This window comes from Mycolicibacterium lacusdiani (genome assembly GCF_021916785.1).
Lineage (GTDB): Bacteria > Actinomycetota > Actinomycetes > Mycobacteriales > Mycobacteriaceae > Mycobacterium > Mycobacterium lacusdiani.
This window is the reverse complement of sequence record NZ_JAKCFC010000004.1, coordinates 110,745-134,361: the sequence shown is the minus strand read 5'-3', so window position 1 is coordinate 134,361 and position 23,617 is coordinate 110,745. Positions and strand designations below refer to the sequence as shown.

The window sequence follows — 23,617 nt, the reverse complement described above, 5'->3', positions numbered from 1 at the left end:
GTGCGCCTCGTCAGCCGATGGCCCACAACCCGAGAGCCAACACGAACGCGCTGAGCCCGAGCGTCGTCTCCATGACCGTCCACGTCTTCAGCGTCGTCTTGACGTCCATGCCGAAGAACCGGCTGACCAACCAGAAGCCCGAGTCGTTCACGTGCGACAGCACCGTGGCACCCGCGGCGATCGCCATCACCAGCGCCGTGAGCTGGATGCTGCTCAGGTTGGCAGCGGCCACAGCGGCGCTGAGCAGTCCGGCCGTCGTCGTCAGGGCGACGGTGGCCGAGCCCTGCGCTACGCGCAGCAGGGTGGCGATGATGAAGGCCTGCAAGATCAGCGAGATGCCGAGGTTCGACAGTGAGCCGCTGAGAGCATCTCCGATGCCGCTGAGCCGCAGCACGCCACCGAACATCCCGCCGGCGCCGGTGATCAGGATGATCGCGCAGATCGGGCCGAGGGCGTTGTCGAGGATGTCGGTCACGTCGGCCATCGACCGACCGCGCAACCCCAACACCAGTGTCGCCACGATCACGGTGATCAGCAGAGCGATCGAGGTGGTTCCGAGCAGCTTGAGGTACTCCGCCCACGTGGCGCCCTCCTCGATGACACCCGCAGTCATCAGGGTGTCCAGCACGGTGTTGAACGAGATCAACACGAACGGCAGCATCAAGATGCCGAGCACGGTCGGGAAGGCAGGCGCCGTGCGGGTTGCCGTGCGTGCCGTGCCGGTCGCGGCTGCGCCGCCCGTGTCGGACACCCCGGCGCCACCGTCGCGATCCACGCCGTCGACGCCATCGCCCGCGTCGGCGTCGCGGCCTCCGTTGATCTCACCGAACAGCGAGGTGGGGATGTCGACGTGGATGCGCCGACCGATGAACTGGGACACCAGGAACGCGCCGACGTACCAGGACACGATGGCCACCGGAACGCCGATGACCAGGGTGAGGCCGATGTTGGCGCCGAGCAGCTCGGCTGCGGCCACCGGACCCGGGTGCGGAGGAACCAGCGCGTGCATGGCGGCGAAGGCTCCTGCGGCGGGGAACGCGTACAACAGGATCGAGCCGCCGAAGCGCCGGGCCACCGTCATGATGATCGGCAGGAAGACGACGAGACCGGCGTCGAAGAAGATCGGGAAGCCGAACAGCAGCGCGGCCACGCCTAGCGCCAGCGGTGCCCGCTTCTCGCCGAACCGACCAATCAGGGTGTCGGCGAGAACCTGCGCGCCACCGGTGATTTCGAGTAGGCGACCGATCATCACGCCGAAGCCGACGAGCAGGGCCACCGAGCCGAGCGTGTTGGAGAACCCGTAGGACAGCGCGCTAGGGACGTCGGCGACGGGGATGCCAGCAGCCAGTGCCGTCAGGAGGCTGACCAGCACGAGTGCCAGGAAGGCGTGCAGCTTCACCTTGATGATGAGGAACAGCAGTAGGGCGACCGCGCCCGCCGCGATCAGCAGCAGCGTCGCAGTTCCGTACGCCGGATCAATGGCCTCCACGAGACCCCCCAATCACGTCGATCTCAATGCCCCGAATCATTGGTCCTCCTCAGTTGAGCGTGAATCCGTTGTGGTTACGTACGTTTCGATGATCGTGTCGATGCTCTGGTCGACGTCGATCCTGACGCCGCGCTCATCGGGTTCGAGGGGCTCGAGCGTCGCGAACTGCGAGGCCAGTAGCGCTGCGGGCATGAAGTGTCCGGGTCGGCTGGCCTGCCGCCTGCCGATGGTCTCGAGCGTGCCCTCGAGATGCAGGAACTCGATTGCCGGGCAATGCCCGCGCAACTGGTCCCGGTACTTGCGTTTGAGGGCCGAGCAGCTCATCACGCCACCGTCGCCGTGCGCCGCCAGCCACTCCCCGATTGAATCGAGCCAGGGAAGGCGGTCGTCGTCGTCGAGCGGATGGCCTGCCGTCATCTTCGCGATGTTGGCCGGCGGGTGGAAGTCGTCGGCGTCGGCGAACGGGACTCGCAGCCGTTGCGCCAGTGCGGCCCCAACGGTCGACTTGCCCGACCCGGAGACCCCCATGACGACGATCGGTGTGGCCATGCCCTCCACCTTCCTGTGTGCGACATCACACAGCTTCCAACAATCGTCATACGATTGCAAGGGGTGGACGCAAAGATGCGATCTCTACCGCCCGATGCGACTCTCTGACATCATTTGAAGATGGTCGACCGGCCCAATGGTGGCGCACTGCACGGCAGCGTCGTTACTGCCTTGGGCACGGCCATCGTGTCCGGCCGGTACCCCGCCGGATGCGTTCTCACCCTGGAGGGGGTCAGTGCCGACCAGGGAGTGTCACGCAGCGTCGCGCGGGAGGCGATCCGCGTCCTGGAGTCCATGGGCATGGTCGAGTCGCGACGCCGGGTCGGCATCACGGTCCAGCCTGCGTCGAAGTGGAACGTCTTCGACCCGATGTTGATCCGGTGGCGACTCGACGTCGGCGACCGCGTCGCCCTGCTCGTCTCGCTGTCCGAACTACGCCTCGGGTTCGAGCCGGCCGCGGCGGCATTGGCAGCGCGGCGTGCCGATCCACACCAGTGCCGCATCATGGCCGCCGCCGTGTCCGACATGGTGGTCACCGGCCGGTCGGGTGATCTCGACGCGTATCTGGTGGCCGACAGGGCGTTTCATCGCGCGCTGCTGGAGGCCAGCGGGAACGAGATGTTCCGGGCACTGAACGGTGTGGTGGCCGAATTGCTCAGTGGCCGAACGCATCACGGGATGATGCCGGAACGGCCGAACATCGCGGCGATCGCGTTGCACGACGAGGTTGCCCGTGCCATCAGAATGGGCGAGGAGAAGCAGGCCGAGCAGGCGATGCGCGCGATCATCGACGAGGCCACCTCGGCGGTCGTCGAGGACGCCCCGTCGGCCCAGTGACGGCCGAGCGTCAGCGGAAGCGCACGTCCAGCGTCGCCAGCCCGAAGATCTTGCGGCCCGCCGACTTCGCGCCAACGATGACGACACCGGTGCGGGTCTCGGGATCGAGCGACTTGACCTTGCCGCTGAATTCGATGTCCGCGCCCTCGGTGGCCGAGACGATCGCAGGTGCCGACAGTCGGATCGCGTAGCGGCTGACCGCGCCCGGATCGCCGGACCACGACGACGCGAAACCCGCGCCGAGTCCCATGGTGAGCATGCCGTGGGCGATGACGTCGGGCAGGCCGGCCAGCTTGGCGATGCTCTCGTCCCAGTGGATCGGGTTCGCGTCACCGGCCACGCCGGAGTAGTTCACCAGGTCGCCGCGCGACAACTTGGCGTGGCGCGCGGGCAGTTCGTCGCCGACCTTCACGTCATCGAACGACGGCGTGCCCGGCGTACGGCTGAAGACGCCGTCGGAGAGCCGAACGTCCCCGTCGGGACGCTCCGTCTTGTGGTACTCCTCTTCGCCGACGCCGAAGATGTCGACGTCGTGCATCATCGCGTTCTGCACCGCGGTCTTGATCTCGGGGTTGAGGTCATCGGCCGTCACGCCGACGACCGTCGTGTGCAGGGTGTGTACCCGCTCGCCTGCTGTGTCGGTGAACGTGTTCGTGACGGTGATGAGGTCCCTGCCCGCGATCCTGCGCACCGAGGTCAGCTCGACGTCGATCCGCAGTTCGTCGCCCGCCACGATCGGGCGGTGCTGCTCGAAGACCTCTTCGGTCTGCATGTAGGTGTCGTAGCCGACGACGACCTGTTCGAACATGCGGCGATTGCAGGTCATGCCCGGGGTCGAGGTGAACGTCAGCGGTGCCACCAGGTCCGAATAACCCAGCTCCGCGGCGGCCGCGACGTCCCAGTGCGCAGGGTGGTAGTCCTGCACGGCGCGGGCGTACTCGCGGATCTTCTCGCGCCCGACGACGTAGGTGTCGGCCATCTGGTACCAGTGTCCGACCCGCGCTTCGAGTGCCAACGGTTCAGCTGCTGCAGTCATGGATCGTTCAACTCTTCCATCTGATCGGACGCCTGGGCCGGCCAAGGCACACTAACGCGAAGACCACGTACGGACGCAGACCGCTACGGGCGGTCCGCCCGTCCGCCACGGCGAGCGGAGCGTCGTCGGCCGTGCTCGATGGTCGCACCACCGCCGAGACCGACCGACGACGACCCCGTCCACGTCACGCCGCCCGGACGCCTGGAGGTGCCAGCACCACGGCCGAGTTCTGCCCGCCCATGCCCAGCGACGTCTTGAGCGTCAGGCCGCCCGAGATCGGCGTCGGGCCGTCGAGCAGGCGCGCGTGGCCCGGCGCCACCGAGGGCGGCGCGGGAATCACGCCGTACTCGTAGCCGAGTGCGCTCGCGGCGACCTCGACGGCCGCGGCCGCGCCCTGGCAGTGCCCGGCCAGCGGCTTGATCGAGAACATCTGTGGCCGGCCGCGCAGGACCTCGTCGACCACGCCTGCTTCGGCGGTGTCACATTGCTGGGTGCCGGGTCCGTGGGCGTTGACGTACCGGATGTCGGCCGGTGTGACCCCGGATGCGTCCAGAGCCTCCCGCACGCACTCGTCGACCAGCGTGCGCGCCGGGTCGACCGACGTCACGTGGAACGCGTCGTGCGTCATCGACCCGCCGAGGAGTTCGGCATACGGAACGACGCCCTTGCCGGACAGGACGAACGCGACCGACGCCTCGCCCACGGCGAACCCCCGGCTGCCCTGCTGGAACGGCCGGCACGCGTCGAGCGGCTCGGCGTCGATCACCGCGACGCCGAGCTTGACGAAGTGCTCGACGTTCTCCGGGGTGAGCGACAGGTCGGTGGCGACGAAGACGACGTCGTCGACCAGACCGGTGTCGAGCCACATCTTCGCGGTGATCAGTCCGGCGTTGCCCGACGCGCACATCGCCGACACGTTCATCGCCGGACCGTGAAAGCCGAACTCCTGCATCAGCATCGACACCGGCGTGGACGGCATGAGCGCCAGGTAGTCGCGCACCTTCCGCTGGCCGCCGTCGGCGAGGTAGAACTGCCGCCACTCCTCGATCTCGGGCAGCACGACGGCGTGGAGCAGGCCGACCCGGCGGCCCGGCGTCCAGCCGCGCTCCCCGGCGTCGGTGATGGCCTCGCGGGCGGCGAACCGCATGGCTCGCGCCGAGCGGCTCGCTCCGTCGCGGGCGTCGCCGCCCACGGGCACCTTTGCCAGCCAGGCCGCTTCACCGTCGGCTCCGTAGCCGTCGACCAGGTCCGCGGCCGGCTTGCTGCTCATCAATCCGTCCCACAGCAATCCGGCGCCCCAGCCGTAGCCAGTCACCGCTCCGACGCCGATGATGTTGGTGCCGTTGTGAATTGCACGCATGTGATTTCCCCATTCCCGATTGGTCGAGCCCAGGGTTGGGCCCGCCTGCCTTCGATTAACCGTCACCGAGGGCTTATTGACCAGTCAGGTGAATCGAATTTGCGCAGGAAGGGCCCAGAATTCGGTGTTACCTTGGATTGTCAGACGCAACGCAGAAATCGCCGAGGATGTTCGTGACACTGGGGGATGACGAGATTGACGCCGCGGCAGACGTCAGCGCTACCGATGACTCTCCCGCGGAGCTGTCCCTAGCCGGTAACGAGTCCGCCGACGAGCGGTACCGACGGCTGCTCGAACACAGCCCGGATGCGATTTGCGTGCATCAGCACGGTCGCTTGGTCTACGTCAACAAGGCCGGCTTGCGGTGGATGCGAGCGGATTCCGCGGACCAGATGATCGGCCACATGATCACGGCGTTCGTCAATCCCGAATCGGTTCCCGCGATGCTGTCGCGCATCGCCGGCCTGCGTCGCCAGGGCGATATCTCGGAACCGTCCGAGGCGACGATGCTGCGCTTCGACGGGACCCGCCTCGACGTCGAAGCGGTGTCGGTGCTGACGGTATGGAGCGGTGAGCCCGCCTATCAGGTGATCTTTCGCGACGTGTCGGCGCAGAAGGCAGTCGAGGCGGCGCTGCGCTACCAGGCGGCGCTGGTCCAGCACGTGAGCGACGCGATCATCGCCACGACCGCGGACGGCGAGGTGACGAGTTGGAACCCGGCCGCCGAGACGATCTACCGCCGCTCGGCCGACGAGGTGATGCGGCGGCCGGTGACGGAAGCCGTTGGCGCCGAACTCGATCCGCAGAAGATCATGGACCTCGGCGGCGTGGCGACCATGACGCACTACGACGTCGGCGGCCGCATGCTCACCGTGCGAGTCTCGGCGGCGGCGATGGACGACGGCTACGTTCTGCTCTGCACGGACCAGACGGCTCTGCGGCGTGCCGAGCAGCATTTCGAGACGGTGGTGGCCTCACTCGACGAGGGTGTACTGGTACTCGACCACACCGGCCGCATTCTCTCGGTGAACCCCGCCGTGAAGCGGCTACTCGGTGTCACTGCAGACCACCTCGTGGTGGGCTATCGCGAGTTGACGCGCGTGTGGTCGGAGCACTGGGAGTACCTCGTCTACGACGCCGACGGTGCGCCGATCCGGTCGTTCTCCAAGCCGCCGGTGTTGCAGACGCTGCGCGACGGCACGCCCTTCACCGGTGAGGCGCTCAACATGAATGCCGCCGACGGCCAAGCACGCTGGCTGGCCATCAGCACGTGCCGGCTGAATCCCGAGGAGGGGGACCGCTCGGCCGTGCTCATCTCATTCCGGGACATCTCGGCCAGCCGGTCGGCAACCGAGCGGTTCGCCCATCAGGCGCTGCACGATCCTCTCACCGGCCTGCCCAATCGCGCGTACCTGCTCGACAGCGTGCGACGGCTACGGGATCACGGCGAGTTGGCGGCCGTGTTGTTCATCGACCTCGACGACCTCAAGGGTGTCAACGACTCGCTGGGCCACGACGCCGGCGACGCCGTCATCCAGGCTGCAGCGCAACGGCTGCGGGGCGCGGTGCGCAAGGACGACGTGGTGTGCCGATTCGCCGGCGACGAGTTCGTCGTCCTGCTGGTGGGGCCGTTCCAACCGGGCGAACTGCCTGCGGTGACCGAGCGGATTCAGACGATGCTCGCCGAGCCGGTGGTCGTCGCCGGCTTCGCGGTGCAGATGGGCGCGAGCGTCGGAGTCGTCGAGACCGGCGCCGCCGACGATCGCGATGGCGCGACGCTGCTCCGCGTCGCCGACCGCGCGATGTACGCCGCCAAGGCGCAGCGCCGTCGCACCGTGGTGTTCTCCACCAGTGCGAAGCCGACGCCGGGGAACCGGTTCAGTCGGTGATGTCGGCGTACTCCGGATGCTTCTGGATGTAGTGGGCCACCATTGAGCACGACGGCACGATGCGCAGGCCCTCCTCGCGGGTGACCCGTAGCGCCTCGGCGACCAGGATCGTGCCTAGGCCCCGACCCTCGAACTCCGGCTGGACCTCGGTGTGGGGAAAGACGCGCTGACCGCCGCGGTCGTGATAGTCGGCGAGGCCGACCGTGCGGCCGTCCACGGCGATGGTGAACCGGCCGGGCTCCTCGGAGACCGTGACGGGTGCGCCGGTCTTGTCGGTCATGGGTTCGGAACTCACGGTGCTCCTCGTTGGGTCGGGTTGCGGCGGGGGCGCAGCCTGCCGTTGGGCAGCGACGGCGCCGGAAGCCGGGTACCCGGATATCCCGTCACCTCACCGAACCGCTCGTCCTGATCCTGCCACTGCGCGCGGAACGCCTCGATCTCGTCGTGGCTGCGGCCCACGAAGTTCCACCACATGACCAGTTGCTCCTCGAACGGTGGGCCGCCGAGGAGTAGGGCGCGGGCGGGGGTGTCGCCGCGGTTGGTCAACTCGACGCGATCGCAGCCGGGGGACTGGTACCAGAGATCACCGATGCCGAGGTCGTCGCCACCGGCGCGAAGATCACCCTGGTCGAGCAGGACGCCGTGCTCGAACGAGGGATCGACGTCGAGGGTGACGGTCCCGTTGGCCGGCAGGTCGATCTGCGCGCCGAGCAGTCGCGTGAACGTGGCGACGGGGGAGCGGTCACCTGCCAGCTCGCCGAGGAAGACCCGCACCGTTGCCGCGCCGAGGGTCCGGGCCGGCGGCACGTAGTGGGCGAAGTCGCGAGGGGTGTCGCGGTCGGCATCGGGCAGCGCCACCCACAGCTGAGCGCCGTGCAGCGTCGTCGTGCTCGGCGTCGATACCTCCGAATGGCAGATGCCCGAGCCCGCAGTCATCAAGTTGAGTTCCCCTGGCCGGACCATGGCGTGCACGCCGCCGCTGTCGCGGTGCTCGATCTCACCGGCGAACAGCCAGCTCACCGTCTGCAGACCGGTATGCGGATGGGGCGGCACGTCCATGCCCGACCCACCGGTGACGTCGTGTGGCCCGTAGTGGTCGGCGAAGCACCATGCGCCGACCATCGAACGGTCGCGCTGCGGGAGCGTACGGCGCACCCGGATGGCGCGGGGACCGCCCAGCGGGACGTCGCGAGGATGCAGGACCTCCGTCGACACGGTCGCCAACGGCTCGGCGCCGCAGGCGACTTCGTCCGGCGCCACCTCGGTGTTGCTCACCGCAACCACAGTAGTGAGGTGGCGGTCTACTCAGCCCGTCATGGCGGTCCGGATCACCTCGAAGTCGTGCTCGTCGATCGCGAAGGCGCCGGCCCGAAAGCGGTACCCCCAGCGCGACTTGTCGACGACGAAGTCGAGGTCGTCCAGGAGCGGGCGGATGGGTGTCTCCGCGCACGGCAGGAAGCGCATGCCGCGACGCCAGGGCTGGAACTCGGGGTCTAGGTCGGCTTGATATACCTCGTCGTCGGTGACCTGTCCGATGGCGGTGAACGCTTGCAGCGGATCGCCGTCGGGATAGTCGGTCTTCGGCGAATAGAAGACGATCCAATCGTCCTTCACCATCTTGCGCAGCATGTGCGGTCGTCCGTGATTGGCCTGCGTGAAGCCACCGGCCACGCCGCGCTGCACGTGGCCCCGGCTGACCGTGTTGATCCAGTACGTCATGGAGATCACGCTAGGAGCGGTTCACGACAGATCGCGTTGGTCATCCACAGTGGCGAGTTCATCCACAGGCGCGGGATCGTTCGGCGATGAAGGAAGTACACCCCCGCTTCGCGGCCTAGGTGCAATGAGCTGGCAGAGACTCGCCCTTCGCGGGATACGGGCCGGTGGTGCAGTATGCACCGACGGCTATGGCGAGGATGGCGATAGCGCCGGCTGCCGTGCCGGCGACCTTCGCCGGGCTGAAGTGTTCTGGGCCCGTTTCCTCTATTTTCTTGTTCTCCGCCTCGAGTTTGTCGCCGAGTCCCGCCAAGCGAGGGTCGTTCAGAACTCCTGGGATGACCTCTCGCATGTGCTCGCCGAGGTGTGCCCACAAGTCGGCCGTTTCAGTTTTCGGACCGGACTTGAGGCGCTCGATCGTTATGTCGCGGATGAGTTGGACTTCGTCGGGAAGCGCCGCCGCGATACGGGCGGACCTCTTCAGCGTGACGGCGATTGATTGGGCAGTGATGTCTTGCTCGTTCATGTTCGGACGGTAACGCCCGCCTTTGGCAATGGTTGCCGCTTGCGCGAGGGATAGGGTTTCTCCCTATAGATCTCGGGCCGAAAAGCAAAAGTGAGCGGTTCGGTCGCCGGAGGTCGTCGTGGGTGGTTGTCGACGGGTCCGCTGCTAGCTTGTCGCGATTGCGCGTGGATGGTTCACACGCCGCGCAAGCGGGTTACGCGGCGCGCGTTCGGTCCAGGAGGAGCGTCCGGCCCCAACAGGCGTGTTGGTCCCAAAGACGAGGAGAGCCGCCGACGCGTGAGCGTCGGCGGCTTCCAAGTACGGCCCCGCCTATGCGCCTCTCGGCAAGTGGTCGCTCTCGGCGACTTAAGGGGTGGTACCCGGGGCATTGTCCGGAGCCGTACGAATAGCTTAACGGCCTCTCGCCCAAGATTGTTCCTACCGGGCCCACGAATTTCGCGGCCCCGCTGCCGTCCCCTCGAAACCGGCAGCGAGGCGCGTGGTCAGGCGGTCTCAGGCGGATTCGAGGAACAGTCTGCGGGCGCGGACGGAGTAGCCGTTCTGCTCGGCCAGCGAGCGGAGCTGACGCAGGGCGAAGGTCCTGCCCCGGCCGGCTTCTGGGATGACGATGCCTGCCCACAGGCCCTCGGCGCGCGGGAGTTCGACGGCCTCCCGGGCGCAGGCCCATCGGCGCGGGCAGAGCCGGCAGATGGCCTTGGCTTCCTCGTCGGCCCTGGACACCCAGCGTTCGGGGTCGCGGGTGCATTCTCCGACGGGCAGTCCGTCCATCCCCACTGCGTTCATTTCTGGCTCCTATTGGGTCGTGCGCCACGTTGCCGATGCGCGATGGAGCGAATCTATAGCAGTAACCGTAGCGATGCAACAGTTTTGCAATGGTTGGTTCGAGCGGGGTGCGTTTCGACGCATCAAGGCACGTCAGGCGGGGCGTGGTACGGGCAAACGGTGCGCACAGCGCTGACACTCTGCCGCCGAACCATCGCAATGACATGGTTGTAATTGCCGGGCCGCAACGCTTTCGGTGACCGGCTGACCCGTCTAAGGTGGGTCAGACGTAGCAGTGCAGCAGTTGAACGAGAGGGACGGCGCGTGGTCAACGTCGAGCCAGCCGATGCGGCTGGTTCCGTCGACCCGGGCATGGTTCGCGCCGGCGCTGCCGCGGCCGCCCGCCGCCGCGAACTCGACATCAGTCAGCGCCGCCTTGCCGCCGAGGGGATCATCAACGCCGGCGCGCTCATCTCGTTCGAGAAGGGGCGCAGCTGGCCGCGGGAGCGCACTCGGGCAAAGCTCGAGGAAGTGCTGCAGTGGCCCCAGGGCACCATCGCCCGGCTGCGCCAAGGCGTCGCCACGGCCGCCGCACCCGAACCGCCACCGAGCGCACCGCCCGCGAACGGCGACGAGGTGTCGCTCGTCGCGCAGGCCGTGGACACAGCCGTCCGCTCCCTGGCCGACGCCGCCACATCGCTACCGCCGGTGGAGGACTCCGGGTTCACGCCGCGCGTCACCGCGATGCTGGCCGACCTCCGTCAACTGGAGTCGGTGGCGGCGAGCGCGGCCCGCATCGGCCGAGTGACGCCGTCGCTGTTGAAGGCGTTGAGCGCCGTGCGACGCCAGATCGACGACCTGTCGTTGCTCGGTGCGACGGCACCGGGCGCGCCGCTCGGCCAGCGGCTCTACGCTGCGCGGCGCCGGGCCAACCTGACGATCGAGGAGACTGCCCAGGCCGCCGGCGTGCCGGACTCGGCCGTGGTCGCCACCGAGGCCGGGCAGACGGTGCCCGACGACGTCACCGACCTCATCGAGTCGCTGGTGACCCAAATCGACTGGCGCTGACCGCTAGAACCGGTCGCGGCCGCGCTCCCGGTCGTCGCTCGTCGGGAAGTGCTCGGCCAGCGCGGCGGCGATCTCGAGGAACTTGCGCCGCGTCGCGGGTGCCATCTCTGCCGTGCGTTCGATGACGCCACCGGGCCGCAGGTGCCCGTCGAACGGCACCTCGACGACCTTCTGGCCCTGCCCGGCGAACTGCTGGGCGAGGATGCCTCGCGTCCGCTTGTCGGCGTGCCCATCGGAGTCGTTCAGCACGACGACCGTGCGCTGCAGAAGGCTGTGCAGGTTGCGCGCCGCCAGCCAATCCAAGGTCTGACCGGCCGCTGCAGCGCCGTCCACCCACGGCGAGGACACGACGACCAGCGCGTCGAGGTCGCGCAGCACCTCCTGGGTGACGGGGGTGTCCATGGTGGAACTGCAGTCGACGATCGAGATGGTGAAGTACTTGTCGAGGCGGGCGGTGGCCTCGCGGTAGATCGCCGGATCGAGGACGCGTCGGCGGGCGGGGCTGCCCTCACCGGCGAGGACGAACAGGCCTGCGGCGTTGTTGCCGACGCGACTGCGGATGTCGGCGAAGGTTTCGAGGTGCTGGTCGGCGGCCAACTCCCAGTAGGAGCCCATCGCCTTGGGGTCGACCCGGGAGCCGAGCTTGCCGAACGCGGTGTCGGCGTCGATCGCGACGACGCGGTCGTCCTGTCGGAGTTCGGCGAACACCGAGCCGATGCTGGCCGAGACGGTGGTCTTGCCGACACCGCCCTTGCCCATGACGCCGATCTTGTAGTGGCCGCGTAGGCCGCCGCGGATGCGCGCCTCGAGTTCGGCCTGGCGGATCTCGTCGGGCGACGGTCCGAGGTTGATCAAGCCGAAGCTGGCGCGGAACAGCGTGCGTCGCCAACCGCGCGCCGGTGCAGTGCGCTTGGCGGGGACGAGTTGGTCTGCGCGGATGCGATCGGCGTAGGACCCGGGTGCGGTGGGCGGCATGACGCGGGTGTCGTGCATCGGGGGCTGGCCTTGCCATCCGCCCGGCGCCTGCTGGCCGGGGTGCATCGGGCCACCCGGCCGCTGCGGATGCTGGCCGTGCGGCGGCTGCGACGGCGGGGGAGGCGGCGGCTGCTGCGGGTACTGCTGCGGCCAGCCCGCCTGGTGCTGGTTCCACTGTGGCTGTGGTTGTGGCTGCGGAGGCGGTGGCGGGGCGTACTGCGGGGGGTCCACGGGAGGCCGGCTGGGCAACGGGGATGCCGCCGGGGCCGCCATTGGCTCCGCCGGTGGCGGTTCGTAGTCGGTTTCCTCGGGTCCTGTCCACCCGAGCTGTCTGCGCAGAGCATCGTCGCGATCGCTCACGGCACACGACTCCCTTCCCGGATATGGAACGAGGCGGTCTGATCGCCAGTTCGACTTTCGCCAATGACAACCACGGCCAGTATCAACCACGCCGCGGCCAGACCCGAGGCAGCGCAGCGTTCCGACCGCTGCGCGGTGATCGTCAGCAAACACCTGTTTCGACGTTTCGGGGTGCGCTGCGGAGCAAAGTCAGCCGACGTGACGGCGTCGGGAGCACCGTCTCAGCTGCGGTGACCTGACGCCGACCGCACTCACTGAGCGCTGAAAATTGGTGCATCCAAGGGGCAGGAACCGCTGGTAGCGTCCTCATCGGCGAAGGGGTTGGGGTGAATGAGTCTGGTCGGGGACATCAAGGACGTCGGCGATGCGCTGTGGGAGGTGGGCAAGGCAGGACAGGAATTGGCCGGTGAAGCCGACACGCTCGCACGCGGGCTGAAGGGGCTCGGCAACCTCTTCGAACGGTTCTCCCCTGTCGGAAGGTTGGCAGATCTCGCCAAGCTCGGCCGGAAGCTGTCGAACTACGCCGACGACGCGTGCAAGTTCCTCGCGCGTCCCGACGTCCAGCGGTTCCTCAAGCGCGCCAACCGGCCGATCCTCAGTGGCGGCCAGAAGGCCATCGGCGGGATGAAGCTCACGACGGGCTTCGGCGCCCCCGAGGACGGCGCGCGGTTCGGCGAGGGCGCGGCGCGGTTCCAACGGGCAGGCGCGACGCTGTCGTCGGCGCACCCTGACGACTGCTGGTCGGGCCGCGGCTCGGGCGCCTACGGGGATGCCAACGAGCGACAGGTCGGCCGCGTCCGGGCGGTGTCGGCGGCGGACCAAGAGGTCAACGCGGTTCTGACCCGGGAAGCGAATCAGATCGTCGCTACCCGCACCGCACTCGACGACCAAGGCGACTGGCTGGCCGACGTCGGCCTGGTGTCGATGCTCGTCGCGGCCACGCCGTATGTCGGGCAGGGCGCCGCCCTCGCGATGGAGATCGCCGCCGTCACCAGAGCACTCGGCGTCTGCACCACCCAACTCGTCGAACTCACTCAGCAGGTCAACGCGAACGCAGCGGAGATCCACCAGACCGCCGATCGGTACCAGGGCGTCACCGGGCTGGGAACCATGTCGCGCGGGGGTCCGAGCATCGAGACTCTGGGCTCCGACGTGCCGCCGCCGTCGGAGCCAACCGACGACGGGGGCATGAAGCCCGGTGACGAGCCCGGCGGCGAGTCCTCCGACGGTGAGCAGACCGACCGCGACGAAGGTTCTCGCGATCATCCCGGCGGAGCGCTGGGCGGCACCCCGGGTGGCGGCAGCGCGGGTGGCGGGGCGTCCCGTGGCAGTGGATCGGGCGGAGCCCCGGCCTCGGACGTCGGCGCAGCACCGGCGGACGACGACGTGCCGGCGTCCGACCTGCCGAGCGCACCCGCGTCCCCGCCGGCCGGGTCGGTGGGATCCGGCGGCGGGATGGCACCCCCGATGGGAGCCGCGCCCGCCGCCGCATCACCCGCCGCTGCCGGTGCGCTACCCGCCGCGACGGCGGCGGGCGTGAATGCCGCCCAACTCGCCAGCCTGATCCAGTCAGCGGTGCAGCAGGCGCTGAACCAGAACGCCGAGCAGAAGGCGAAGGACGAGGCCGGCAAGGACTCGGACCGCGACGGCGTGCCCGACGTGCGCGACGACTCCGACGGTGACGGCGTGACCGACGCCGAGGACGACGAGAACCGCGACGGAGTGCTCGACGTCGAACAGGACACCGATGGCGACGGCAAGCCCGACGCCGCTGGGGCAGGGCCCGGAGCGCCGGGCGGCGAGCGCGCGCCCGTCGACCCCGAGCGGCCGGTGGGCGACCGAATCGGGTCGTCGGACGGCCGGGATGCAGGAACCGGGTCGACGGCAGTGGCGGCACGGTAGAACAATGAGAGCGAGGGGGGTCTAGATGTCGAGCGATTTGCAGGTCACCACGGCACACGTCCGGGAGCTGGCCGCGAAGCAGGGGCAGGCAGCCGCGGAGATCCGGTCGGCGACCGAGGTCACGGCCGGCGTGGACACGGCGGTGCGATTCAGCCACGGCGTCATCGCCTGGTCGACCGCAGGGGCGGTGGAGGCGGCACAGCACGCACGCGTGGCGGCCGGAACCGCGATGGGGCAGGCGTCCGAGGAACTCCAGGACGACCTTCGGACCGCGGCGAGCCGGTACGACGCGACCGATCAGGACGCGGGCGCGCTGCTCGGTGCGCAGATGGCACCGAGGTGACCATGACGAGTGCATTCGGCGCGGGCCACGGCGGCACCCACTTCGACGACGTCGTGGGCGTCGAAGTGACCATCGACGGCCTCCTGCTCATCGCCGACAAGCTCAACCTCGTGGACTTCCCACCATCGATGGGCATCCGTCCGAACATCCCGATTCCCGAGCTGCGCGATCTGGTGTGGGATCAGGTCACCCGCGACCTGATGGCGCAGGGCGTCCTCGACGTCTTCGGCGAGCCGCACCCGGAGGTCGCGGCGATGCTGGACACGCTCAGCCGCGCCGACCGGACGCTCGAGGGGCGATGGTGGCGTCGCGACCAGGGCGGCAAGATGGTCCGATTCACGGTGTGCCGCAAGGGAGATCGGCACGTCATCGCTGCTCGCGACGAAGACCTCATCGTCCTGCAGCGCGTGGCCCCGCAGATCGGTCTCGCCGGGATGGTCAACGTCGTACTCGGGCCAGGCACGCCCGCGGAAGTCGAACCGCTCACCGGGGTGGCCAGCAAGCTGGGTGACTCGGCGACCGCGAATCAACTGGGCCAGTTCGGCATCGCGCCGACCTCGGCGAGGATCTACGCCGACGCCGTCGCCGCACCGGACAGCTGGGTCGAGATCACTGCCATCGAGCGGCATCCCGGCGGAACGACCACGCACACCGACGTCGCCGCCGGTGTGCTCGACGCGCGACAGGGCCGCATCGTGTCGATCCCGCGGCGGGTCAACGGCGACCTCTACGGGAGCTTCCTGTCTGGTACCAAGGAGAACTTGCAGCGGGCGCTCGACGGATTGCTCGAGTTCCTGCCGTCCCGCGGGTGGTTCGATCGCGGTGACTTCGACGGGGACATGCACGACTAGAACTGGTGGCGCCGGGCGCGACGCCTACCCAGACTGATGGCGAACGGAGAGAGGGCAAACCGGGGGTGAACGACAATTCGCCTGATCACTTCGACGACGGACCGGACGACGACCACGACGCCCTGTCCGCGTTGGACTTCTCCGCGCCCGATGCCGGTCTCGACTCCGATCTGGCCGCCTTCGACGAGTTCGTGGACCACCCGGCGGAGGCCGCGGCCGTCGCCGATCCGGTCATCACCGAACGGCTGCCCGAGGTGGACGACGACGGTGTCCCCGTGCCGCTGTTCAGCGTCACGAACCCGCCTGGGACGGTCACCGTCACGGCGTTCATGGACGGCCGGGTCAGTCGGATCGACCTCTCCCCCAGGGTGTCCCGCATGTCGGAGTCGCAGCTGGCCGACGAGGTCGTCGTGCTGGCCCGACTGGCGACGCAGGATGCCAGGTCGGCGCAGTATGAATTCATGCTCGAGGGCATGCGGCAGCAGGGCCACGACGACGCGTCCACGCGGGACTTCCTGAGCCGGGACCTCGAGCTGCCGTCACCGGAGGAAGCCGACAGGGAACGAGCATCCGTATTCGCGACACGATATGCAGGTGATGATGACTGACCACTTGGCCGGACTCTTCGGGAGCGCCGTGGGCATGCTGCCCACATCGCCGGCGCGTTCGCTCGAGATGTTCACGGAGATCACGAACATCGACGAGACGGCGTGCGACGCGTGGGTCGGCCGGATCCGATGCGGCGATACGGACCGCGTCACGGTGTTCCGGGCCTGGTACTCGCGCGGCAACTTCGGGCAGCTCGCGGGCGCCGCCGAGATCTCGATGAATGCGGTGAACGCCCGGATGCCGATAGGCGGCCAGTTCGGCGACATCACCTACCCGGTGAACTCGCCCTTGGCCATCACGATGGGCTTCGCCGTCAACGAGGCGAACGGCGGCAACTTCGCCGACGCGATGGACGCGCTCGAGGACGCCCCCGCCGCGGGGGCGGAGCACCTGCTGTCGTGGGTCAAGGCCGTCACCTACGCCGCCGCGCAGCGGTGGACCGACGTCATCGACGAGGTGCGTGGGGCGAGCAACTGGCCGGACAAGTTCCTCGGCGCCGCCGGCGGGGTGGCGCACGGCGTGGCCGCCGCGAACCTGGGTCTGTTCACCGAGGCGGAACGCCGTCTCACCGAATCGAATTCGTCGCCCGCCGGCGAGGCGTGCGCGACCGCAATCGCCTGGTTCCTCGCGATGACGCGTCGCAGCCAGGGCAACGAGGAATCGGCCGTCGCGCTGCTGGAGTGGCTGCAGGCCACTCATCCGGAGCCCAAGGTCACTGCCGCGCTTCGGGATCCGACCTACCGGCTGCAGACGACCACCGCCGAGCAGATCGCCTCCCGCCGCGACCCGTGGGACCCCGACAGTGTGGTCGCCGACACGAGCGGCCGGGAGAAGCTGCTGGCAGAGGCGCAAGCCGAACTCGACCGGCAGATCGGGCTGAGCCGAGTGAAGGATCAGATCGAGCGCTACCGCGCGGCAACGCAAATGGCGAAGGTACGGGCGGCGCGCGGCATGAAGGTGGCCCAGCAGTCCAAGCACATGATCTTCACCGGTCCGCCCGGCACCGGCAAGACCACCATCGCTCGAGTGGTCGCCAACATCCTGGCCGGGCTCGGCGTGATCACCGAACCCAAGCTCGTCGAGACCAGCCGGAAGGACTTCGTCGCGGAGTACGAAGGGCAGTCGTCGGTGAAGACGGCCCGCACCATCGACCGCGCGCTGGGCGGCGTCCTGTTCATCGACGAGGCCTACACCCTGGTGCAGGAGCGCAACGGGCAGGCCGACCCGTTCGGCACCGAGGCGCTGGACACGCTGCTCGCCCGCATGGAGAACGACCGTGACCGCCTCGTGGTGATCATTGCGGGCTACAGCGCGGACATCGACCGCCTGCTGGAGACCAACGACGGTCTGCGGTCGCGCTTCGCCACCCGCGTCGAATTCGACTCATATGCGCCCGACGAGATCGTGGCGATCGCGAAAGTGCTCGCCGGCAGCAATGATTCGGCGCTGAGCGAGGAGGCGGCCAAGCGAGTGCTGGAGGCGGCGACACTGCTGGGTCAGCGGTCGCTCAACGGCAAGCCCGCCCTCGACATCGCAGGCAACGGACGGTATGCCCGGCAGTTGGTCGAGGCGGGGGAGCAGTGCCGCGACATGAGATTGGCGAGGTCGCTGGACTTCGAGAGCCTCGACGTCGAACAGCTCAGCGAGATCAGCGGCCAGGACATGGCCGATGCCATCGATGCCGTGCACGCGCGGCTGAACATCAGCGGCTAGGCCGGGTATCCCATGGCAGGCTTCAGACTCACCACCAAGATCCAGGTCAGCGGCTGGCGCTTCCTGCTCCGCCGCGTCGAGCACGCGATCGTGCGCCGCGACACCAGGATGTTCGACGACCCGCTGCAGTTCTACAGCCGCGCAGTGTTCCTCGGCATCGTGCTCGCGGTGGTGATCTGCCTGGGCGCGGCGCTCATGGCGTACTTCAAGCCCCTGGGCAAGCGCGGCGGCGACAGCCTGCTGGTCGACCGGACCACCAACCAGCTCTACATCGTGATGCCGAACACCGACCAGCTGCGGCCGGTGTACAACCTCACGTCGGCGCGGCTGGTGCTCGGCAACCCGGGCACGCCGTCGGCCGTGAAGTCCGAGGAACTCAACCGGATGCCCAAGGGGCAGCCGATCGGGATCCCCGGTGCGCCGTACGCGACGCCCGTGTCACCCGTCGCCGAGTCCACGTGGACGCTGTGCGACACCGTCACCAAGGCGGAAAGTGTTGCGCCGACCATCGATACGTCCGTCATCGTGCTGCCGCTGATCACCGACACCACGGTCGGCCCGATGCGCCCGGACCAGGCCATGCTGGTGACCTTCGACGGCGACGACTGGCTGGTCACCGATTCCGGCAGGCACGCCATCGACCTGTCCGACCGGGCCGTGACCTCGGCCGTCGGCATCCCCGTGACCGCGAAGGCCACGCCGATCTCCGAGGGGCTGTTCAACGCGCTGCCGAACGTCGGGCCGTGGCAGCTGCCGCAGATCCGCGCCGCCGGCGCTCCCAACAGCGTCGGCCTGCCGCCGAACCTCGTCATCGGCTCGGTGTTCAAGACCGTCACCGAGTCCGGCGAGCAGCTCTACGTGGTGCTGCCCGACGGGGTCGCAAAGGTCAACGGCACCACCGCAGCCGCGTTGCGGGCCACCAACTCCTACGACCTGGTCGCGCCGCCCGCCATCGAGTCGAGCGACGTCGCGAAGATCGCCGAGCAGGTATTCGTCTCGCCGCTGCCCGACGAGCCGCTGAAGACGCTGTTGCGTCAGGAGACACCGACGCTGTGCTGGGCGTGGAAGCGCGAGCCGGGCGCTCAGGCACCCAAGACCGCGGTGGTCGCCGGACGTCGGCTGCCGATCCCGGCGGTGGCGATGAACTCCGGGATCCACCAGATCGGCGGGGATTCGACGGTCTACGTCAACGGCGGGCAGTTCATCCGGCTGCAGTCGCCGGATCCGCGGTACGGCGAAAGCCTGTACTACATCGACCCGCAAGGCGTTCGGTACGGCGTGCCCAACGACGACACCGCGAACTCGCTCGGGTTGTCCGGTCCGCTGACCGCCCCGTGGCAGGTGGTCAGCCTGCTGGTCGACGGGCCCGTGCTGTCCAAGGAAGCTGCTCTGCTCGAGCACGACACCCTGCCCGCGGATCCGTTCCCGCGGCCTGTCGGAGAGGGCACGCGCGGCGGCGCGCAGCCCGCGGCGAATACCGGAGGCGGTTGATGACCACCAAGAAGTTCACGCCGACCATCAAGCGGGGCCCTCGCCTGACCCCCGGCGAGATCAACGTGACCCCGCCCGACGACCTCGGCATCGAGATCCCGCCGTCGGGCATGCAGAAGGCGATGCCCTGGGTCATGGGCGGCTGCATGCTCGGAATGATCGTGATCATGATCTTCACCGGCGTGCGGCAGCTGTCGCCGTACATGCTGATGATGCCGCTGATGATGGTCATGGCGACGGTCGGCTTCATGGCGGGCGGCGGCTCCGGTGGCAAGAAGGTGCCCGAGATCAACGCCGACCGCAAGGAGTACCTGCGCTACCTGGCGGGTCTGCGCACCCGCGTGACGTCCTCGGCGGCAGCTCAGGTGACGTTCTTCAACTACCACGCACCGCATCCCGACGACCTGCTGTCGATCATCGGCACGCACCGGCAGTGGTCCCGCCAGTCGAATTCGGACTTCTACGCGGCCGTGCGGATCGGCCTCGGTACCGAGCCAGCCGTCGACCGGCTGCTCAAACCGTCGGTCGGTGGCGAACTCGCAGGCCCGCAGGCCGCGCCGCAGCCCCACCTGGAGCCGGTCAGCCACATGTGGGTGACGAAGTTCCTGCGCACGCACGGCCTGATCCACGACTGCCCGAAACTCGTTCAGCTGCGCACCTTTCCGACCATCGCGATCGGCGGTGACGGCGACCGCGAGGGCCTGCTGACCGCCATGATCTGCCACCTGGCGGTGTTCCATCCGCCGGACCTGCTGCAGCTACGGGTCCTCACCGACACTCCCGAGGACCCGCGGTGGGCGTGGCTGAAGTGGTTGCCGCACGTGCAGCATCAGAACGACACCGACGCGGCGGGCGCGACCCGGCTCGTCTTCACCCGCCCCGATGGTCTCGCCGATCTGACCGCCCGCGGCCCGCACACCGCCGACTCGGCACCCGCCGGGCCGTACGTCGTGGTCATCGACCTCACCGGCGGCAAGGCCGGCTTCCCGGTCGACGGCCGCGCCGGCGTCACCGTCATCACGCTCGGCAATCACCGTGGGTCCGTCTACCGCATCCGGGTAGACCCGGACGGCACCGCCGACGACAAGCTGCCCAACCAGCCATTCCGTCTGGTGACCAGCCAGTCCGACACGATGACCGCCGCGCAAGCCGGCCGCATCGCGCGCAAGCTGGCGGGCTGGTCGATCACCGGAACGATCATCGACAAGAGCACCCGCGTGCAGAAGAAGGTCGCCACCGAGTGGCACCAGTTGGTCGGCGCGCAGACGATCGAAGAAGTCACGCCCGCGCGGTGGCGGATGTTCACCGACACCGACCGGGACCGGCTCAAGATCCCCTTCGGCCACGAACTGAAGACCGGCGACATCCAGTACCTCGACATCAAGGAGGGCGCCGAGTTCGGCGCAGGTCCGCACGGCATGCTCATCGGCACGACCGGATCGGGCAAGTCGGAATTCCTTCGCACGCTGATCCTCTCGCTGGTGGCCACGCACCATCCCGATCAGGTGAACCTCCTGCTCACCGACTTCAAGGGCGGGTCGACGTTTCTCGGCATGGAGAAGCTGCCGCACACCGCGGCCGTCGTCACGAACATGGAGGAAGAAGCCGAACTGGTCAGCCGCATGGGCGAGGTGCTCACCGGCGAACTGGACCGTCGGCAGTCGATCCTGCGCCAGGCCGGTATCCAGGTCGGGGCGGCCGGCGCGCTGTCGGGCGTCGCGGAGTACGAGAAGCACCGCGAGCGCGGCGCCGACCTGCCGCCGCTGCCCACACTGTTCGTCGTCGTCGACGAGTTCGCCGAACTCCTGCAGAACCACCCCGACTTCATCGCGCTGTTCGACCGGATCTGCCGCGTCGGTCGCTCACTGCGCGTGCACCTGCTGCTCGCCACGCAGTCGCTGAACACCGGCGGCGTGCGCATCGACAAGCTCGAGCCGAACCTGACCTACCGGATCGCGTTGCGCACCACCAGCTCCGCGGAGTCCAAGGCAGTGATCGGCACGCCCGAGGCGCAGTACATCACCAACAAGGAAAGCGGCGTCGGCTTCCTGCGCGTCGGCATGGAGGACCCGGTGAAGTTCAAGAGCATCTACACCGGCGAGCCCTACGTGCCCGCCGCTGCGCAGTCCGAGAACGGCGACGCCGCACCGCGGCACGCGGCCGCGAGCAAGGTGCGGATCCACCAGTTCACCGCTGCCCCGATCGCAGAGCCGGTGGCCCCGTGACCGTCGAGCCGGAACAGCGGGTGCTGCGCGAGGTCGTCCTCGACCAGCTGGCGACGGGTGAGGTGCGCGCCTACCGAATGTGGTTGCCCCCGTTGACCGATCCCACTCCGGTCAACGAACTCGTCGAGCGGGACAACCCGCAGCCGCTGCGGTTCGGCCTGGGGATCATGGACGAGCCACGTCGGCACCGCCAGGAGGTCTGGGGGATCGACACGTCGGCCGCCGGTGGCAACATCGCGATCGGCGGTGCACCCCAGACCGGCAAGTCCACGTTCCTGCAGACGATGCTGCTGTCCGCGGCCGCGACGCACACGCCGCGCCAGGTGCAGTTCTACTGCATCGACCTCGGCGGCGGCGGGCTGATGTACCTCGAGGACCTCCCGCACGTCGGTGGCGTTGCGACGCGGTCCGAGCCCGACCGCGTCAACCGCATGGTCGCCGAGATGAAAGCCGTTCTGCGGCAACGCGAGGCGATGTTCAAGCAGCACCGGGTCGGGTCCATCGCGACGTACCGGCAGCTGCGCCAAGATCCCAGCCATCCGGCGTCGGCCGACCCGTTCGGCGACGTCTACCTGGTGATCGACGGCTGGCCGGCGTTCGTGCAGGAGTTCCCCGACCTCGAGCCGGTCGTGCAGGACCTCGCCGGCCAAGGCCTGGCCTTCGGCGTGCACTGCGTCATCTCGACGCCGCGCTGGACCGAGTTGAAGGCGCGCGTGCGCGACTACCTCGGCACCAAGGTGGAGTTCCGCCTCGGCGACGTCAACGAGACGCAGATCGACCGGATCACCCGGGAGATCCCGACCAACCGGCCCGGTCGCGCGGTGTCGACGGAGAAGCATCATCTGATGATCGGTGTGCCGCGGCTCGACGGCGTGCACAGCGCCCAGGACATGGTGCCTGCGATCACCGCCGCGGTGGCCCACATCGCGTCGCTGCACACCGACCAGGCGCCACAGGTCCGGGTGCTGCCCGAGCGCATCTACCTCCACGACCTCGACCCGAGCCCGCCAGGGCCGGAGAGCGACTACCGGACCAGGTGGACGGTGCCGATCGGCCTGCGCGAGTCGGACCTGTCGGTGGCGTACAACCCGATGCACGCCACGCCGCACCTACTGATCTTCGGGGCGCCGAAGTCCGGCAAGACCACCATCGCGCACGCCGTCGCGTCGGCGATCTGCGCGCGCAACGACCCCTCGCAGGTGCGTTTCATGCTGGCCGACTACCGGTCGGGTCTGCTCGACGCCGTCCCGCAGAGCCATCTGCTGGCCGCTGGCGCCGTCAACCGGAACAACTCCTCGCTGGAGGAGTCGATCAAGGCACTGGCGGCCAATCTGCAGAAGCGGCTGCCGCCGCCCGACCTGACCACCGCGCAGCTGCGGGCGCGGTCGTGGTGGACCGGGCCCGACGTCGTGCTGCTGGTCGACGACTGGCACATGATCGTGGCGGCCGGCGGTGTCATGCCACCGATGGCGCCACTCGGACCGTTGCTGCCGGCCGCTGCCGACATCGGCCTGCATCTGATCGTGACGTGTCAGATGAGCCAGGCTCACCGGGCCACGATGGACAAGTTCGTGGGCGCTGCGTTCGGCGCGGGTTCGCCGACGCTGTTCCTCTCGGGCGAGAAGGCGGAGTTCCCGTCCAGCGAGATCAAGCTCAAGCGCAGGCCGCCTGGCCAGGCGTTTCTCGTCTCGCCGGACGGCAAGGAAGTCGTTCAGGCCCCGTACGTGGACCCCCCGGCAGAAGAAGTGTTCGCGGCACCTCCGGAGGCCCGGTAGCATTCTCATCAGTCATTCAGCAACGCTCGCTACGATTGACTAGCAAACGGGTCGGGGGATCACATGCTAGGGATCATTGGATCTCGCATTACCGCCGAATCGTGGGCTGTCCAGTCGGTTCGGAATAGGTAAGGAGATCGC

Annotated in this window: 21 protein-coding genes; 11 read left to right on the top strand and 10 right to left on the bottom strand. The window is 68.5% G+C overall.

Annotated features, from left to right (window positions below; genetic code table 11):
* Nucleotides 1-10 precede the first annotated feature (10 nt).
* Both LOK44_RS14280 and LOK44_RS14275 read right to left on the bottom strand, forming a co-directional pair.
* Nucleotides 11-1,489, bottom strand: coding sequence for a GntP family permease (locus LOK44_RS14280; RefSeq protein ID WP_237570724.1), 1,479 nt, complete (start codon nucleotides 1,487-1,489; stop codon nucleotides 11-13).
* Between the two features lie 36 nt (nucleotides 1,490-1,525).
* A complete protein-coding gene (locus LOK44_RS14275; protein ID WP_237570723.1) occupies nucleotides 1,526-2,038 on the bottom strand; it encodes a gluconokinase in 513 nt (170 codons plus the stop codon).
* Between the two features lie 120 nt (nucleotides 2,039-2,158).
* On the opposite strand from LOK44_RS14275, the gene LOK44_RS14270 reads away from it, so the two are divergent.
* Nucleotides 2,159-2,875 carry a FadR/GntR family transcriptional regulator gene (locus tag LOK44_RS14270; protein ID WP_237570722.1) on the top strand — a complete coding sequence of 239 codons (717 nt, stop codon included), beginning with the start codon at nucleotides 2,159-2,161 and terminating at the stop codon, nucleotides 2,873-2,875.
* A gap of 10 nt (nucleotides 2,876-2,885) precedes the next feature.
* Here LOK44_RS14270 and LOK44_RS14265 read toward each other — a convergent pair whose 3' ends face one another.
* Both LOK44_RS14265 and LOK44_RS14260 read right to left on the bottom strand, forming a co-directional pair.
* Complete coding sequence (locus tag LOK44_RS14265) at nucleotides 2,886-3,911, bottom strand: fused (3R)-hydroxyacyl-ACP dehydratase subunits HadA/HadB (RefSeq protein ID WP_237570721.1); 1,026 nt, start codon at nucleotides 3,909-3,911, stop codon at nucleotides 2,886-2,888.
* A 184-nt stretch (nucleotides 3,912-4,095) separates the two neighbouring features.
* On the bottom strand, nucleotides 4,096-5,271 hold the full coding sequence (locus LOK44_RS14260) for a beta-ketoacyl synthase N-terminal-like domain-containing protein (RefSeq protein WP_237570720.1): 1,176 nt from the start codon (nucleotides 5,269-5,271) through the stop codon (nucleotides 4,096-4,098).
* A gap of 173 nt (nucleotides 5,272-5,444) precedes the next feature.
* Between LOK44_RS14260 and LOK44_RS14255 the strand changes: the two genes are divergently transcribed.
* Nucleotides 5,445-7,160: a sensor domain-containing protein gene (locus LOK44_RS14255; protein WP_237570719.1), complete on the top strand. Its 1,716-nt coding sequence runs from the start codon at nucleotides 5,445-5,447 to the stop codon at nucleotides 7,158-7,160.
* Here LOK44_RS14255 and LOK44_RS14250 read toward each other — a convergent pair.
* The 5 genes from LOK44_RS14250 to LOK44_RS14230 all read right to left on the bottom strand — a co-directional run bounded on the left by LOK44_RS14250 (nucleotide 7,150) and on the right by LOK44_RS14230 (nucleotide 10,185).
* Entirely contained in the window at nucleotides 7,150-7,440 is a 291-nt protein-coding gene (locus LOK44_RS14250; RefSeq protein WP_237571177.1) for a GNAT family N-acetyltransferase, read from the bottom strand. The genes LOK44_RS14255 and LOK44_RS14250 overlap by 11 nt on opposite strands.
* Before the next feature lie 11 nt (nucleotides 7,441-7,451).
* On the bottom strand, nucleotides 7,452-8,435 hold the full coding sequence (locus LOK44_RS14245) for a pirin family protein (RefSeq protein ID WP_237570718.1): 984 nt from the start codon (nucleotides 8,433-8,435) through the stop codon (nucleotides 7,452-7,454).
* Nucleotides 8,436-8,465: 30 nt separating this feature from the next.
* The gene (locus LOK44_RS14240) at nucleotides 8,466-8,879 is read right to left on the bottom strand and encodes an EVE domain-containing protein (RefSeq protein ID WP_237570717.1); all 414 of its coding nucleotides are present in this window, start codon (nucleotides 8,877-8,879) and stop codon (nucleotides 8,466-8,468) included.
* A gap of 115 nt (nucleotides 8,880-8,994) precedes the next feature.
* On the bottom strand, nucleotides 8,995-9,402 hold the full coding sequence (locus LOK44_RS14235) for a hypothetical protein (RefSeq protein WP_237570716.1): 408 nt from the start codon (nucleotides 9,400-9,402) through the stop codon (nucleotides 8,995-8,997).
* Nucleotides 9,403-9,894: 492 nt separating this feature from the next.
* Nucleotides 9,895-10,185 (bottom strand): WhiB family transcriptional regulator, encoded by a 291-nt coding sequence (locus LOK44_RS14230; RefSeq protein WP_237570715.1) that lies wholly within the window; start codon nucleotides 10,183-10,185, stop codon nucleotides 9,895-9,897.
* A 303-nt stretch (nucleotides 10,186-10,488) separates the two neighbouring features.
* On the opposite strand from LOK44_RS14230, the gene LOK44_RS14225 reads away from it, so the two are divergent.
* Complete coding sequence (locus LOK44_RS14225; protein WP_372481242.1) at nucleotides 10,489-11,232, top strand: helix-turn-helix domain-containing protein; 744 nt, start codon at nucleotides 10,489-10,491, stop codon at nucleotides 11,230-11,232.
* Nucleotides 11,233-11,235: 3 nt separating this feature from the next.
* On the opposite strand, the gene LOK44_RS14220 is transcribed toward LOK44_RS14225, so the two are convergent.
* Entirely contained in the window at nucleotides 11,236-12,567 is a 1,332-nt protein-coding gene (locus LOK44_RS14220) for a MinD/ParA family ATP-binding protein (protein ID WP_237570714.1), read from the bottom strand.
* 330 nt (nucleotides 12,568-12,897) lie between these two features.
* On the opposite strand from LOK44_RS14220, the gene LOK44_RS14215 reads away from it, so the two are divergent.
* The 8 genes from LOK44_RS14215 (at nucleotide 12,898) to eccCb (ending at nucleotide 23,476) form a co-directional block, all read left to right on the top strand.
* Complete coding sequence (locus tag LOK44_RS14215) at nucleotides 12,898-14,469, top strand: EspA/EspE family type VII secretion system effector (RefSeq protein WP_237570713.1); 1,572 nt, start codon at nucleotides 12,898-12,900, stop codon at nucleotides 14,467-14,469.
* Between the two features lie 25 nt (nucleotides 14,470-14,494).
* Nucleotides 14,495-14,812 (top strand): ESX-1 secretion-associated protein, encoded by a 318-nt coding sequence (locus LOK44_RS14210; RefSeq protein ID WP_237570712.1) that lies wholly within the window; start codon nucleotides 14,495-14,497, stop codon nucleotides 14,810-14,812.
* Nucleotides 14,813-14,814: 2 nt separating this feature from the next.
* Entirely contained in the window at nucleotides 14,815-15,663 is an 849-nt protein-coding gene (locus LOK44_RS14205; RefSeq protein WP_237570711.1) for an ESX secretion-associated protein EspG, read from the top strand.
* A gap of 65 nt (nucleotides 15,664-15,728) precedes the next feature.
* Nucleotides 15,729-16,271 carry a YbaB/EbfC family DNA-binding protein gene (locus tag LOK44_RS14200; RefSeq protein ID WP_237570710.1) on the top strand — a complete coding sequence of 181 codons (543 nt, stop codon included), beginning with the start codon at nucleotides 15,729-15,731 and terminating at the stop codon, nucleotides 16,269-16,271.
* Nucleotides 16,264-17,985 (top strand): type VII secretion AAA-ATPase EccA, encoded by a 1,722-nt coding sequence (gene eccA / locus LOK44_RS14195; protein ID WP_237570709.1) that lies wholly within the window; start codon nucleotides 16,264-16,266, stop codon nucleotides 17,983-17,985. Before LOK44_RS14200 ends, eccA begins: the two co-directional genes overlap by 8 nt.
* A gap of 12 nt (nucleotides 17,986-17,997) precedes the next feature.
* Nucleotides 17,998-19,476 (top strand): type VII secretion protein EccB, encoded by a 1,479-nt coding sequence (eccB, locus tag LOK44_RS14190; protein ID WP_237570708.1) that lies wholly within the window; start codon nucleotides 17,998-18,000, stop codon nucleotides 19,474-19,476.
* Nucleotides 19,476-21,701, top strand: coding sequence for a type VII secretion protein EccCa (gene eccCa / locus LOK44_RS14185; RefSeq protein ID WP_237570707.1), 2,226 nt, complete (start codon nucleotides 19,476-19,478; stop codon nucleotides 21,699-21,701). Before eccB ends, eccCa begins: the two co-directional genes overlap by 1 nt.
* Nucleotides 21,698-23,476, top strand: a complete 1,779-nt coding sequence (eccCb, locus tag LOK44_RS14180) for a type VII secretion protein EccCb (protein ID WP_237570706.1) — start codon at nucleotides 21,698-21,700, stop codon at nucleotides 23,474-23,476. The genes eccCa and eccCb overlap by 4 nt, the downstream gene beginning before the upstream one ends.
* Nucleotides 23,477-23,617 lie beyond the last annotated feature (141 nt).

Bases quoted from the DNA above. Each gene is read 5' to 3' on its own strand.
- LOK44_RS14275 (WP_237570723.1), bottom strand. From the start codon at position 2,038: ATGGCCACACCGATCGTCGTCATGGGGGTCTCCGGGTCGGGCAAGTCG.
- LOK44_RS14270 (WP_237570722.1), top strand. From the start codon at position 2,159: ATGGTCGACCGGCCCAATGGTGGCGCACTGCACGGCAGCGTCGTTACT.
- LOK44_RS14265 (WP_237570721.1), bottom strand. From the start codon at position 3,911: ATGACTGCAGCAGCTGAACCGTTGGCACTCGAAGCGCGGGTCGGACAC.
- LOK44_RS14260 (WP_237570720.1), bottom strand. From the start codon at position 5,271: ATGCGTGCAATTCACAACGGCACCAACATCATCGGCGTCGGAGCGGTG.
- LOK44_RS14250 (WP_237571177.1), bottom strand. From the start codon at position 7,440: ATGACCGACAAGACCGGCGCACCCGTCACGGTCTCCGAGGAGCCCGGC.
- LOK44_RS14240 (WP_237570717.1), bottom strand. From the start codon at position 8,879: ATGACGTACTGGATCAACACGGTCAGCCGGGGCCACGTGCAGCGCGGC.
- LOK44_RS14235 (WP_237570716.1), bottom strand. From the start codon at position 9,402: ATGAACGAGCAAGACATCACTGCCCAATCAATCGCCGTCACGCTGAAG.
- LOK44_RS14230 (WP_237570715.1), bottom strand. From the start codon at position 10,185: ATGAACGCAGTGGGGATGGACGGACTGCCCGTCGGAGAATGCACCCGC.
- LOK44_RS14215 (WP_237570713.1), top strand. From the start codon at position 12,898: ATGAGTCTGGTCGGGGACATCAAGGACGTCGGCGATGCGCTGTGGGAG.
- LOK44_RS14210 (WP_237570712.1), top strand. From the start codon at position 14,495: ATGTCGAGCGATTTGCAGGTCACCACGGCACACGTCCGGGAGCTGGCC.
- LOK44_RS14205 (WP_237570711.1), top strand. From the start codon at position 14,815: ATGACGAGTGCATTCGGCGCGGGCCACGGCGGCACCCACTTCGACGAC.
- eccA (WP_237570709.1), top strand. From the start codon at position 16,264: ATGACTGACCACTTGGCCGGACTCTTCGGGAGCGCCGTGGGCATGCTG.
- eccB (WP_237570708.1), top strand. From the start codon at position 17,998: ATGGCAGGCTTCAGACTCACCACCAAGATCCAGGTCAGCGGCTGGCGC.
- eccCa (WP_237570707.1), top strand. From the start codon at position 19,476: ATGACCACCAAGAAGTTCACGCCGACCATCAAGCGGGGCCCTCGCCTG.